The organism is Shewanella sp. HL-SH5 (assembly GCF_051163755.1).
GTDB classification, from domain to species: Bacteria; Pseudomonadota; Gammaproteobacteria; order Enterobacterales; family Shewanellaceae; genus Shewanella; species Shewanella glacialimarina.
In genome coordinates this window covers 1,876,295-1,888,308 of the sequence record NZ_CP195038.1, presented here as the reverse complement: position 1 = coordinate 1,888,308, position 12,014 = coordinate 1,876,295, and the positions used below count along the sequence as shown (strand labels likewise).

Below are 12,014 nucleotides of genomic sequence, written 5' to 3'. Positions count from 1 at the left end.
ATCATATAGAATACCTTGTCGATAGTGGTATCAAAAAGCTACCATCAGAGTCTTATTTATATATATTCTTGTTCTGATAATAGTACAAAATGACTACTTGGTGTGATATATGAAATATTGGTTAATGAAGTCTGAACCTGATGACTTCAGTATAGATGATTTACAAAGGTGCAGTGGACAAAAATCAGCTTGGCAAGGGATTAGAAATTATCAAGCCAGGAATTTCCTACGAGATCAAGTACGCGTCAATGATTTAGTGCTCTTTTATCATTCAAGCTGCAAAGAGCCTGCAATTGTAGGACTCGTTAAAGTAAGCCAATCTTCACAGCCTGATCTAAGTGCTTTTGATAGCTCATCACCGTATTTTGATCCTAAATCTGATCCTTTGAAACCTCGCTGGGTTGAGGTTGAAATATCATTTATTGAGAAGTTTGTTAATCAGATAAGCCTGAAACAACTTAAAGCTGACATGGAATTAGCTGATATGGTGTTAGTGGCAAAAGGTGCAAGATTAAGTGTTCAACCAGTCAAAGAATCTGAATTCAAATACATACTATCACTTTGTAGTAGGGCTTGAAGAGTAAATATATTCAGATTATTACTCATAAAGTTTTACCTTTATAAAAATCAAAATGCTTACCTTATATTGAGTAAGCACTCTTACTTGAATTTACGAATAATCTTGGATAATTGATATTTTTAAACACTATAAAATTGATTAATTAATAGATTATTAATCTTCACCTTTTGATGTACCGCCAGTAGTAGGTGCATGGGCGATAATACGATCAGCCATACGAGAGAATGGTAACGATTGTAGCCAAACGGTTCCGTGCCCTTGTAGAGTAGCTAAAAACAACCCTTCACCGCCAAATACCATAGACTTAAGCGAACCGGCTCGTTGAATGTCGTAATCAATTCCAGGAGAAAACGCGACTATACATCCAGTATCAACCCTCAATGATTCTCCATGAAGCTCTTTTCTAATTAAGGTGCCACCTGCATGAATGAATACCATACCGTCACCTTTCAAACTTTGTAATATGAAACCTTCCCCGCCGAAAAAACCTGCTCCTAAACGACGATTAAATTTCATGGTAACGTTTGTGCCCAGTGCTGCAGCTAAAAAACTGTCTTTTTGACAGATAAGCTCACCATTATGCTGAGATAAATCGACCGCTAAAACACTACCTGGATAAGGAGCTGCAAAAGCCACTTTACGCTTACTGTGCCCATCATTAGTAAAGTGAGTCATGAAAATACTTTCACCGGAAAACGCCCGCTTACCAGCGCCAAGTAACTTACCGAAAAATCCAGACTCAGGTTCAGAGCCGTCGCCCATTTTAGCCTCAAAAGTGATATCTTGTTCCATGTAATTCATCGCGCCCGCTTCTGCTATCACGGTTTCGTGTGGATCGAGCTCCACCTCAACTAATTGCATACTTGAGCCGATAATTTCATAATCTACTTCGTGGCATCGCTTGCTCATTTGTCACTCCTTGGACTGTTAGTTAATTTCATTCTCAATGAATTTAGCATAAAAGTAATGACCGACTCTATCAAATCTCTGTTGGCACATTAATCGTTTATAGACAATATTATCCAAGCCCTGTGGTATTAATCTCTTTGGAAGTGTGCAATTCAAAACGAGTAAACTCATCTAAAATCAACTCGGTAAATAGTTGCCCTGCTCGCCCTAATGGTCTTTCTAAGGTTGACACTAATTGAGGCGTAAAGCTGAATGTATTACCGCCAACAAAATCGACCGATTTTAATTCGCCTGAATTTAACTCTTCATGGATCAAAAAAGCTGGCATCCAACCAAAGCCAAGGCCTTTCAGTAAAGCATTTTTTTTCATGATAAACCCTGATAGATAAAACACCTTGTCGCCACCAAATTGCATTTCATCACGCACTAAACGCTGTGGGGAAGAATCTTCAATGGTCAATTCCACATGCTGTTGTAGTTCAGTTAAACTTATCTGACTTTGCTTAACTAAGGGGTGATGGCAACTAGCAACAAGTATACTGGTAATAGTGGGTAAGGCTTTAGGATGATAGTTTGGCCCTGTCAAATAGTCTTTTACTAACATTAAATCGGCGCCATCTCGCTCAAACCTATGCTGCACACCGCCTAAAAATTCCATATTTAGTTGAATTTTAGTCGGAACTTTATGTTCCGCCATACGTTTGAGCGCCGTCATGATAGGTTCCATCGGCAACGCCCCGTCGATCACCAGTTCAAGTTTGGGCTCCCAGCCTTCACTAAAACGGCTAGCAAGATGCTCAATATTGGCCAAATGTTGCAATAAACGTTGCCCCTCAGCCAAAATAACTCGGCCTTCAGGGGTTAGCTCTGCACGGTATTGATCGCGATTAAATAAACTTACACCCAAATGTTGCTCTAACTTTTTGACTTGGTAGCTCACCGCTGATTGCGCTTTATGCAAGCGCTCAGATGCTTTAGCGAAACTTCCCTCTTCGACTAATACTTGTAAAACCTTAAATGCATCAACATCTATGCGCATTTATTACTCCTTTACTGCATAAAATTTTGCTTTTGTATCGAATAGCTGCCAAAAATGTACCGATAACAATACAATCTAAAAAATAGATAGAGTCTAGCTGTTTATTATTCTTTTTTTTGTTCATCTAAGCAACTAAATTGAATCTATCTATGCGGCACAAGTCACACTACTCATTGATAAAATGAGCTAGATGAACAAACTAAGTGCTGTAAATGCCCGGTTAAGGAAGCTGATATGCCATTTTATGTAAAACAAGGTGAGATCCCCACAAAGCGTCATATCGCATTTGAGAAAGAAAATGGCGAACTTTACCGTGAAGAGCTGTTTTCAACCCATGGTTTTTCAAATATTTATTCTAATAAATACCATCATAATATGCCGACTAAGGCGATTAATGTGGTGCCATATGCCGTAGAACATGGCCAAGAATGGCAAGACTCATTAATTCAAAACTACAAACTTGACTCACGAAAAGCAGATTGTGACGGTAATTTTTTCAGCAGCCGCAATAAAATTTTCTATAACAGCGATGTTGCCCTTTATACCGCTAAGGTAACCCACAGCACAAACGAGTTCTATCGTAATGCTTATGCGGATGAAATTGTGTTTGTTCATGAAGGTGAAGGACAGCTGTTAAGTGAATATGGTGTTATTGACGTTAAAAAGTGGGATTACCTGGTTATCCCCCGCGGCACCACTTATCAATTAACTTTTAATGATTACAGCAATGTTCGTTTGTTTGTCATTGAATCGTTTTCAATGGTTGAAGTACCTAAACATTTTCGCAATGAGTACGGCCAATTATTAGAGTCTGCTCCCTATTGTGAGCGGGACTTACGTACCCCAGAACTTGCAGATGCGATCGTTGAAAAAGGTGAGTTTCAATTAATATGTAAATTTGGTGACAAGTATCAACAAATGACACTCGAGTGGCATCCATTTGATTTAGTCGGCTGGGATGGCTGTGTTTACCCTTGGGCGTTCAATATTGCTGAATATGCACCTAAGGTAGGTAAAATTCATTTACCTCCATCTGACCATTTAGTGTTTACTGCGCACAATTTTGTCGTATGTAACTTTGTGCCGCGCCCATATGATTTCCATCCTAAGTCAATCCCTGCACCTTATTACCATAACAACATTGATAGCGATGAAGTTTTATATTACGTCGACGGTGATTTTATGAGCCGCACCGGTATTGAAGCGGGTTACATGACCTTACATCAAAAAGGTGTGCCACACGGGCCACAACCAGGACGAACAGAAGCGTCAATTGGTAAAAAAGAAACCTATGAATATGCGGTGATGGTAGATACTTTCGCCCCACTGAATCTTACTTCACATGTAAAAAATTGCATGAGTGAAGACTACAACCGCTCTTGGTTAGAAGACTAAACCATAAGTCGATAGAAAATACCTTCTAACTGCATCACTTTTAACGTGATGCTGAGTTGAATATAACGAGGAATAACAACATGGCAAGCGAACAAAATCCACTGGGACTTTTAGGCATAGAATTTACTGAATTTGCCAGCCCAGACACTGAGTTTATGCATCAAGTATTTATTGATTTTGGTTTTTCTATGCTGAAAAAAGCAAAAAATCATGACATTACCTACTACAAGCAAAATGATATTAATTTTTTATTAAATAAAAGCCGTGCAGGATTCTCAGCAGAGTTTGCTAAATCACACGGACCGGCAATTTGTTCAATGGGTTGGCGTGTTGAGGATGCAGAATTAGCGTTCAAACTTGCGGTAGAACGTGGCGCAAAAGCTGCGGCAGAAGCTGAAAAGGATATGCCATATCCAGCTATTTACGGTATTGGTGACAGCTTAATTTATTTTATCGATACCTTCGGCGCTGATAATAATATTTATGCGACTGATTTCGTTGATTTAGATGATCCAATCAATACACCTGAAAAAGGCTTTATGGAGGTTGACCACTTAACTAATAATGTCTACAAAGGCACTATGGAGAAGTGGGCAAACTTTTACAAAGACATTTTTGGTTTTACCGAAGTGCGCTACTTTGACATTAAAGGGTCACAAACCGCGTTAGTATCCTATGCATTACGCTCACCCGATGGTAGCTTCTGTATTCCAATCAATGAAGGGAAAGGCAACGATAAAAACCAAATTGATGAATATTTAGGTGAATACAATGGTCCTGGCGTGCAGCATCTAGCCTTTAGAAGCCGTGATATTGTGGCCTCATTAGATGCAATGGAAGGAACTGCAATCAAAACCTTAGATATCATTCCTGAGTACTATGAAACCATTTTTGATAAATTGCCACAGGTTACTGAAGACAGAGAAAAAATCAAGCATCATCAGATCTTGATCGACGGTGATGAAGACGGTTATTTATTGCAAATTTTCACTAAGAATTTATTCGGTCCTATTTTTATCGAAATCATTCAACGTAAAAATAACTTAGGTTTTGGTGAAGGTAATTTCAAAGCGTTATTTGAATCTATAGAGCGTGATCAAATTAAACGTGGCGTACTTTAACGTTTATTTAGCTGATTCAAACTAAACAAAACCAGCCTAGTGCTGGTTTTTGTTTATCTAAGCATTATAATCGAATTAATTTTATCACTAAGAATATTTTATATGCCTGATTACGCAGTACTTGCGGTTTTTATCCCGACATTCTTCTTTGTATCTATCACTCCAGGCATGTGCATGACCTTGGCAATGACCCTAGGTATGAGCATCGGCGTAAGGCGTACCTTGTGGATGATGATAGGTGAACTCGTTGGTGTAGCGATTGTAGCCATAGCCGCTGTGCTAGGTGTCGCTAGTATCATGCTGAACTATCCACAGATATTTGAAGTATTAAAATGGTTGGGTGGGGCTTATCTTGTCTACATCGGTGTCAATATGTGGCGCTCGAAAGGGAAAATGGCTGTTATTGATGGTCAACCAACGAACACTCGTCGATTAAGTTTGATCAGTCAGGGCTTTATTACCGCCATTGCCAATCCAAAAGGTTGGGCATTTATGATTTCGCTGTTACCGCCATTTATTAATGTAGATAAGCCAGTGGCAACTCAATTAGTTGTCTTATTGGGTATCATAATGGTAACAGAATCTGCATCTATGTTGGCTTATGCCAGTGGTGGTAAAAGTTTACGATTATTTTTATCCCGCGGTGATAACATTCGTTGGATGAATCGTATCGCCGGCAGTTTAATGATACTTGTAGGTATCTGGTTGGCTTTAGGATAATTGTATTATTTTTTAAACGGTAATTGTTGTGCAACTTGTACCATGTATAAATTCATTTGTTCACGTTCTTGCTGGCAATAATGACTAATAGCATCATTAAATGCTGGGTGAATAATAATGTGTTTTGAATACGTTAATCTAGGCTCAAACCCTCTCGATACTTTATGCTCACCTTGGGCTCCAGCATCAAATATTGAGAGATTATTAGCTATTGCATAGTCAATCCCTTGGTAATAGCAGCTTTCAAAATGTAAACCATCAAGTTCAGTTAATGTGCCCCAGTATCGGCCATACAAATGCGTATCAGATACAAAAAATAACGCAGATGCGATCATTTGGTCATTCACATCGGTGACAATCAATAATCGAATCGCCTCCCCCATAGTTTGTTGCAGCCCTAGAAAGAAAGCTGCTGTTAAATATCCTTGATGGCCTGAACGCTTTTGATAGGTCATTTGATAACATTTAATAAAATGCTGCCACTGTTCAAGCGATGCTTCAGCACCAACAACAAAGCGAAAACTTAATTGATAATTAGCAACTAACTGTCTTTCTTTGCTGATATTTTTACGTTTTCTTGATGTCATAGACGCTAAAAAATCACTAAAATCAGTGTAATTTTTATTACGCCAATGAAATTGAGTCCCTACCCGTGTTATGGCCGCGTTTTTAGGCCATAGGGCTTGTTCTTGTTCGCTAATAAACAAACCGTGCCATGATGAGTAGTCTTGTTGAGCCATTATATCGCGCAAATACTCACACAAACTCAGTAACAGGCTTTGTTTAACTTCTTCGGTTATAGCTAAGTTAAACCCTATTCTTTGTCCAGAAGCTGGAATAAAAGGCACACTGGTCACTAGCTTAGGATAATATTCTAATTGATTACGCCCATAAGCCTCAGCCCAGGCCCAATCAAAAACATACTCTCCCCATGAATGTGTTTTCATATACAAAGGCACGATTGCAGCTATTTCTGCGGTTAACTTGTCAGAAATAACAAGGTGATTCGTTTGCCAGCCTGTTCCATCCCCAATACAAGCCGAACCTTCTAGCTGTTGTAAAAATGCATACCGTATAAAGGGGTTAGACTCACCAAAACATTGGGTCCATCTATCTTGACCAATCTCTTCAATACTCGAAACATGTGAAAATGTATACGCAGATGGCAATGTATAGCCCTTATTATTTAATCAATTTACTTATATAGCATACCAATTTAATGACAGCTATGGCACAGTCAGATCATTCTGGTAACTATCTAAGGATTATTCGTGTCCCTAACAATAAAATTCACTCCACTGTTATTATCTACTTTGATTGGTATTAGCATGTCATCAGCTGCGTTGCATTCAACCTATACATGGGCGAATGATGACGCAATATTCAGTGAAATGGCTACCGCACAACCTATTTTTGCTAAACACGGTATGGTGGCTAGCCAGGAAGCCATAGCAAGTCAAATTGGTGTAGAAATTCTCAAACAAGGCGGTAATGCTGTAGATGCCGCTGTTGCCGTTGGCTTTGCATTAGCAGTAACACTACCTCGAGCAGGAAATATTGGAGGTGGAGGCTTTATGCTAGTTCATCTTGCCGAAGATAATAAAACCATTGCGATTGATTACCGTGAAACGGCACCCAGTAAAGCCCACAAAGATATCTTTCTAGATGAAAAAGGTAACGCGGTTGATAAATTAAGTCGTGAACACGGTTTAGCTGTCGGAGTGCCTGGTACCGTTATGGGAATGGAGTTAGCTTTAAAGCAATACGGGACAATGTCACTTGAACAGGTGTTAAAACCAGCAATTAAACTGGCAAAAGATGGCATTATTATCACATCGGATTTAGCCAATTCTTTGGCAGGAACACGCAGCCGTATTAGCCAATGGCCAAGCTCAAAAGCTATCTTTTATCGAGCTGATGGCAGTAATTTTGATGTCGGTCATATATTATATCAACCAGAGTTAGCCCATTCACTCACCTTAGTGTCTAAATTGGGTAGTAAAGGTTTTTATCAAGGTGAAACTGCAGAAAAAATAGTCAACGCTGTTCAGCAAGCTGGTGGTGTAATGACATTAGCGGACTTAGCCCATTATAAAGCAGTAGAACGTGAACCGGTTCGAGGTACATATCGAGGTTATGAAGTTATTTCAATGCCAGCACCCTCTTCTGGCGGAATTCATATTATTGAAATGCTCAACGTATTAGAGCAATTCCCCATAGACAAATTTGGTCACAACACCGCACAAACAATCCATGTTATGACTGAAACAATGAAATATGCCTATGCCGATCGCAGTGAGTTTTTAGGCGATCCTGATTTCGTTAAAGTACCGACAAGTCATTTAATCAGTAAAGATTATGCTCATACGATTGCCAGTAAAATAGCCCTAAACAAAACGACCCCTAGCAGTGAAATTCTGCCCGGGAAAGTTGGTGGATATGAAAGCCCGCAAACGACACATTATTCTGTAGTCGATAAATGGGGTAATGCTGTATCTAATACCTATACTTTGAATTTTAGTTATGGATCTGGGCTGGTGGCATCAGGAACTGGAATATTACTCAATAATGAAATGGATGATTTCTCCGTCAAAGCTGGCGTGCCAAACGGTTACGGACTGATAGGAGGCGAAGCAAATTCTGTAAAAGGTAATAAGCGTCCACTGAGCTCAATGAGTCCAACAATTGTAATGAAAGACGGTAAACCTTTTATTGTTACCGGTAGCCCAGGTGGTTCTAGAATTATAAATATCACCCTACAAATCATTATGAATGTAATTGATCATCAATTAAACATTGCTGAAGCCAGCGCAGCTGCACGAGTGCATCATCAATGGTTACCTGACTTTTTATGGGTGGAACGAAGCTTGAATCAAGACACAATTTCATTGTTAGAAGCAAAAGGTCATCAGGTAAAAATTCAACAATCTATTGGTAGTACCCAGTCAATAATGGTCACGGAACAAGGTAAATATGGGGCGTCAGATCCCCGCAGAGCAGGTTCTGCTGCCGTAGGCTACTAAAAATCAATACTCGCCATTCAGAAGATGCTCAAACTTACATCTTCTGAATGTTTTTAATACACTTAACATAAAACGTAACGCCATAGCTTGGGCTTATTATTTTTTATACACTATAGTTAACCTACTAATATTACTTTTACTTATCTCTCAAAGATTATCCCACACACTTTCTAACAAAACTTTAATGAAACAATAACTAAAGCTAATCAATCTTACTGCCGATAGACAGATCTATATAATCAATATATGCCTTTACGTATGGCATGTGTTAAAATAAGTAACTGAATTGAAAAAATTACTACAAAAGGGTTGCCATGAAGCTATCTAGCCTGAAAATTAAACACCGTATAGCAATACTCACTTTTGTTGCTTTAGCTTCATTTATTATTTCAATCGCTATCAACAGTGTCACAACCACAAGCAACACTGATCGTTTAAGTAATTTACAGAACAGGCTCTACCCAGTGCTAAGCTTAGCGACAGTCAATGACGGACTGTTAATCCAATTGGAACAAATTATCCAATCTGCGGTGACGACTGGCGAAGAAGAAAACCTACAAACGGTTGACACCATGGTGAAAACCATCATAAGAAACTTAGATGAAATTGGTCAATTATTACCAAGTGAATCAAGTGATATGCAGCGATTAAAAAGTGATATCACTACTTATCATCAAAATGCTAAAACACTGGTGATGGCTTTTTTAGCCGACGATATCGATTTTAACGCAATAAAAACTCAAGCGGCTGACAATGCTGCAAGATACCAAAATCTAGTTAAGAATTTCAAAACTAATCAAGCCGATTTTGAATCGCAATTTACCAACAGTATCGAGTCTACCATCACAGATGCGAACAGTGCACAAACCTCAGTCTTAATGATAGGTATTGTCGCTACCATATTAATGGTGATTCTTGGCTTATTAGTTAATAGTTCAATTATTACTACCCTTTCTAATGTCACTAATTCATTACGTAATATTTCTGAAGGTGAAGGTGATTTACGCTCGCGTATTCAATATGATGGCAAAGATGAAATAGCCGATTTAGTCTATTGGTTTAATCAATTCGTCTCTAAACTTCAATCTTCAATAGCAGACACTAAACAAACAACAGAAAGCTTAAGTGCTGTATCAAAAACATTATTAAACGGCAGTAAAGTCAGTGAGCTTACAGTCAAAGAACAAACCGCTGCTATTGAACTAATTTCCCAAGCAATGGGTGAGATGTTTATCAGTGTGACTCATATTGCTGAATATGCTGCAAACGCGGCTAGCGAGGCAGACAACGCAAATAAAGAAGCCACTAAAGGTACTCAAGTGGTTAATACTGCAGTCTCTACCATTAAAAGGCTAGCGGAAGAAGTTAGAACCACAGCCACTTTAGTCAACCAATTAGATGCTTTCACCAATAATGTTAATTCTATTTTAGATACGATCAGGGGTATTGCTGATCAAACAAATCTTCTTGCGCTAAACGCTGCTATTGAGGCTGCTAGAGCAGGAGAACAAGGACGGGGCTTTGCCGTTGTGGCAGATGAAGTAAGAACCCTTGCTTCTAGAACACAGGCGTCAACGCAAGAAATTCAACAAGTACTGCAAGAATTAAGAACCTCTTCTAAAAAAGCGGTTCAGGCTATGCAGCATGGTGTTGAAACAGCCGACGAAGGAGTTGAGTCAACTATGCTTGCCGGCAAAACCTTGACAAGTATTACTGAAAAAGTCAGTGCAATTAGTGTTGTAAATGAACAGATTGCCGCCGCAACAGAGGAGCAACACAATACCTCAGTGTTGATCCAGCAATATGTTGCTGATATTCAGCAAAACGCTCAGAAAGTCAAAACCACTACCGAAGACATGGGCGGGATCAGTTTTGATATCCAAAATGTCAGTAAACAGCTCCAAATCATAACTAACCAATTTAAAGTGTAAATAATTCGCTTAAAAATTGGTTAGTTACGTGAATGTTAGCTATATAAATAGAGCAATATAAAAATAAACCCGATGGGTACGATGAGTGATGAGAAAGGAGTAACACTATGAAATTTTACTTGAAAGCGCTTCCGTTAGCGATTTCTGTAGCATTAGTTCCTGCCGCAGCTTTTGCTGACGAAGCAACCGATGCAAAAGTAGCTCAGCTAGAACAACAAGTTCAGGCGCTACAAGCTCAACAAACCAAAAATCTGACTGATAAATTCAATTTTAACGGATTTATTAGCGGTGCATATATCAGTTCGGATAACGATGCGGGCTATAACAATGCCACTAGCAGCGCAGATTTTACTCAAGACAGTAAAATGGGGCTACAAGCTACGTTTAACATCAGTAACCAAACTCAGGCAGTTCTTCAGCTCATGATGAAAGGTGAAAATGATTGGGATGTTGAGGCTGAATGGGCTTATTTATCTCACCGTTTTGATAATGGCGTAAAAGTGCGTGGTGGTAAGTTACGCGTGCCCTTATTTATGTATTCTGACTATTTAGATGTGGGTTATGCACAGCCATTTGCTCGCCCACCTGGCGAAGTTTATGACCAAGTGCCCTTCTCATCATATACCGGTGGCGACATTGCTTATGATTTTGAATTTGAAGACTCAACCTTAACCTTGCAAGGTTTTGGCGGTGAATCTGATGTAAATGGTGAAGCAACAAGCCTTGATTTATCAAACATCATGGGGGTTAACGCTTCTTGGACTGATCTAACTTGGACATTGCGTGCTGTATATGGACAAACAGACCTTGACGGTTCAGCTTCTGGTGGCGCATTGGTTATCGACGGTGAGCAAGCACAGTTTACAGGCTTAGGTGGTAGTTACGACAATGGCTCATTCATTGCTATCACAGAATGGACCACAGTTGAGATTGAAGGATTACTTGCAGATCATGAATCAGCGTATGTCACTTTAGGCTATAGAATTAAGGCATTCACACCTTATGTTACTGTGGCTTATGTAAAAACGACTGACGATGATGTGAGATCAGCTTTACCGCCTCAATTAGCAATACCATTAGGATTAGGATTGAACGAAGAACGAACTGCTTATAGCGCAGGTGTTCGCTGGGATGCCATTGATAACGTAGCGATCAAATTTGACTTAACCTATGCAACAGACTTTGGAGATACTTCTGGTGGTTTAGGTGGTAATGCGGTTGTTAACCCATTGGCTAAGCAATTCTTATTTGATGACACATTAGTCTACACCGTTAAATTCGATGCGGTATTTTAAA

The 12,014-nt window shown here is 39.2% G+C and carries 10 protein-coding genes; 7 read left to right on the top strand and 3 right to left on the bottom strand.

Annotation, left to right across the window (positions count from 1 at the left end):
* Window positions 1–109: 109 nt before the first annotated feature.
* Entirely contained in the window at window positions 110–577 is a 468-nt protein-coding gene (locus ACRWQM_RS08215; RefSeq protein WP_434931829.1) for an EVE domain-containing protein, read from the top strand.
* 156 nt (window positions 578–733) lie between these two features.
* Here the strand turns inward: ACRWQM_RS08215 and ACRWQM_RS08210 are convergent, their stop codons facing one another.
* Together ACRWQM_RS08210 and ACRWQM_RS08205 are read right to left on the bottom strand one after the other, a co-directional pair.
* Window positions 734–1,489, bottom strand: a complete 756-nt coding sequence (locus ACRWQM_RS08210) for a TIGR00266 family protein (protein ID WP_434926206.1) — start codon at window positions 1,487–1,489, stop codon at window positions 734–736.
* Between the two features lie 109 nt (window positions 1,490–1,598).
* Entirely contained in the window at window positions 1,599–2,528 is a 930-nt protein-coding gene (locus ACRWQM_RS08205; RefSeq protein ID WP_434931828.1) for a LysR family transcriptional regulator, read from the bottom strand.
* 234 nt (window positions 2,529–2,762) lie between these two features.
* Between ACRWQM_RS08205 and ACRWQM_RS08200 the strand changes: the two genes are divergently transcribed.
* The 3 genes from ACRWQM_RS08200 to ACRWQM_RS08190 all read left to right on the top strand — a co-directional run bounded on the left by ACRWQM_RS08200 (window position 2,763) and on the right by ACRWQM_RS08190 (window position 5,764).
* Window positions 2,763–3,923, top strand: coding sequence for a homogentisate 1,2-dioxygenase (locus ACRWQM_RS08200; protein ID WP_434931827.1), 1,161 nt, complete (start codon window positions 2,763–2,765; stop codon window positions 3,921–3,923).
* A gap of 80 nt (window positions 3,924–4,003) precedes the next feature.
* Window positions 4,004–5,044, top strand: coding sequence for a 4-hydroxyphenylpyruvate dioxygenase (hppD, locus tag ACRWQM_RS08195; protein WP_434931826.1), 1,041 nt, complete (start codon window positions 4,004–4,006; stop codon window positions 5,042–5,044).
* 102 nt (window positions 5,045–5,146) lie between these two features.
* Window positions 5,147–5,764, top strand: coding sequence for a LysE family translocator (locus ACRWQM_RS08190; protein WP_434931825.1), 618 nt, complete (start codon window positions 5,147–5,149; stop codon window positions 5,762–5,764).
* A 5-nt stretch (window positions 5,765–5,769) separates the two neighbouring features.
* Here ACRWQM_RS08190 and ACRWQM_RS08185 read toward each other — a convergent pair whose 3' ends face one another.
* A complete protein-coding gene (locus tag ACRWQM_RS08185) occupies window positions 5,770–6,933 on the bottom strand; it encodes a GNAT family N-acetyltransferase (protein WP_434931824.1) in 1,164 nt (387 codons plus the stop codon).
* A gap of 159 nt (window positions 6,934–7,092) precedes the next feature.
* Between ACRWQM_RS08185 and ggt the strand changes: the two genes are divergently transcribed.
* From ggt to ACRWQM_RS08170, 3 genes are all read left to right on the top strand, one after another.
* Window positions 7,093–8,787: a gamma-glutamyltransferase gene (gene ggt, locus ACRWQM_RS08180; RefSeq protein WP_434932005.1), complete on the top strand. Its 1,695-nt coding sequence runs from the start codon at window positions 7,093–7,095 to the stop codon at window positions 8,785–8,787.
* Window positions 8,788–9,101: 314 nt separating this feature from the next.
* The gene (locus ACRWQM_RS08175) at window positions 9,102–10,718 is read left to right on the top strand and encodes a methyl-accepting chemotaxis protein (protein ID WP_434931823.1); all 1,617 of its coding nucleotides are present in this window, start codon (window positions 9,102–9,104) and stop codon (window positions 10,716–10,718) included.
* 107 nt (window positions 10,719–10,825) lie between these two features.
* Window positions 10,826–12,013, top strand: coding sequence for a hypothetical protein (locus ACRWQM_RS08170; protein ID WP_434931822.1), 1,188 nt, complete (start codon window positions 10,826–10,828; stop codon window positions 12,011–12,013).
* Window position 12,014: the final 1 nt, after the last annotated feature.

Excerpts from the sequence above, each read along its gene's own strand:
- hppD (WP_434931826.1), top strand. The coding sequence starts at position 4,004 with ATGGCAAGCGAACAAAATCCACTGGGACTTTTAGGCATAGAATTTACT.
- ACRWQM_RS08205 (WP_434931828.1), bottom strand. The coding sequence starts at position 2,528 with ATGCGCATAGATGTTGATGCATTTAAGGTTTTACAAGTATTAGTCGAA.
- ACRWQM_RS08170 (WP_434931822.1), top strand. The coding sequence starts at position 10,826 with ATGAAATTTTACTTGAAAGCGCTTCCGTTAGCGATTTCTGTAGCATTA.
- ACRWQM_RS08210 (WP_434926206.1), bottom strand. The coding sequence starts at position 1,489 with ATGAGCAAGCGATGCCACGAAGTAGATTATGAAATTATCGGCTCAAGT.
- ACRWQM_RS08215 (WP_434931829.1), top strand. The coding sequence starts at position 110 with ATGAAATATTGGTTAATGAAGTCTGAACCTGATGACTTCAGTATAGAT.
- ACRWQM_RS08200 (WP_434931827.1), top strand. The coding sequence starts at position 2,763 with ATGCCATTTTATGTAAAACAAGGTGAGATCCCCACAAAGCGTCATATC.
- ggt (WP_434932005.1), top strand. The coding sequence starts at position 7,093 with ATGTCATCAGCTGCGTTGCATTCAACCTATACATGGGCGAATGATGAC.
- ACRWQM_RS08190 (WP_434931825.1), top strand. The coding sequence starts at position 5,147 with ATGCCTGATTACGCAGTACTTGCGGTTTTTATCCCGACATTCTTCTTT.
- ACRWQM_RS08175 (WP_434931823.1), top strand. The coding sequence starts at position 9,102 with ATGAAGCTATCTAGCCTGAAAATTAAACACCGTATAGCAATACTCACT.